The following is a 1124-nucleotide window of genomic DNA, read 5'->3' as shown; positions in this document are numbered from 1 at the left end:
AGGGTGGTGGTGTCGCCGACTTCGCGGCCTTCGGCGATGTCGCGCAGGAGGCGGCGCATGATCTTGCCGGAGCGGGTCTTGGGGAGTTCGCCGACGACCTTGATCTGCTTGGGCTTGGCGATGGGGCCGAGGGTGCGGCCGACGTGGGTGCGCAGTTCGTCGACGAGTTCGGGGGTTTCGGTGGTGCCGCCGCGCAGGATGACGAAGGCGACGATGGCCTGGCCGGTGGTGGGGTCGGCGGCGCCGACGACGGCGGACTCGGCGACGGCGGGGTGGCCGACGAGGGCGGATTCGACCTCGGTGGTGGAGATGTTGTGGCCGGAGACGAGCATGACGTCGTCGACGCGGCCGAGGAGCCAGATGTCGCCGTCCTCGTCCTTCTTGGCGCCGTCGCCGGCGAAGTAGCGGCCGGGGAAGCGGGACCAGTAGGTGTCGATGTAGCGCTGGTCGTCGCCCCAGATGGTGCGGAGCATGGACGGCCACGGCTCGGTGAGGACGAGGTAGCCGCCGGAGCCGTTGGGGACCTCGTTGGCCTCGTCGTCGACGACGGTGGCGGCGATGCCGGGCAGGGCGCGCTGGGCGGAGCCGGGCTTGGTCTCGGTGACGCCGGGCAGGGGGCTGATCATCATGGCGCCGGTCTCGGTCTGCCACCAGGTGTCGACGATGGGGCAGGTGCCGGCGCCGATGTGCTCGCGGTACCAGATCCACGCCTCGGGGTTGATCGGCTCGCCGACGCTGCCCAGCACCCGCAGGGAGGAGAGGTCGAACTTCGCGGGGATGTCGTCTCCCCACTTCATGAAGGTGCGGATCGCGGTCGGCGCGGTGTAGAGGATGGTGACGCCGTACTTCTGGACGATCTCCCAGAACCGGCCCTGGTGGGGGGTGTCGGGGGTGCCCTCGTAGATCACCTGGGTGGCGCCGTTGGAGAGCGGGCCGTAGACGATGTAGGAGTGGCCGGTGACCCAGCCGATGTCGGCGGTGCACCAGTAGACGTCGGTGGCGGGCTTGAGGTCGAAGACCGCGTGGTGGGTGTAGCTGGCCTGGGTGAGGTAGCCGCCGGAGGTGTGCAGGATGCCCTTGGGCTTTCCGGTGGTGCCGGAGGTGTAGAGGATGAACAGCGGGTG

1 protein-coding gene is annotated in these 1124 nt (G+C 69.5%); it reads right to left on the bottom strand.

The features are described from left to right. A partial coding sequence (locus tag ACIP4P_RS45085; protein WP_400930352.1) for an acetate--CoA ligase occupies positions 1 to 1124 on the bottom strand: 1124 nt, incomplete at both ends.

The sequence above is a fragment of the Kitasatospora sp. NPDC089509 genome, from assembly GCF_044749365.1.
In the GTDB taxonomy this organism is placed as follows: Bacteria; Actinomycetota; Actinomycetes; order Streptomycetales; family Streptomycetaceae; genus Kitasatospora.
Note: the sequence above shows the minus strand (reverse complement) of the source record. Positions and strands in the feature narration are given on the sequence as shown.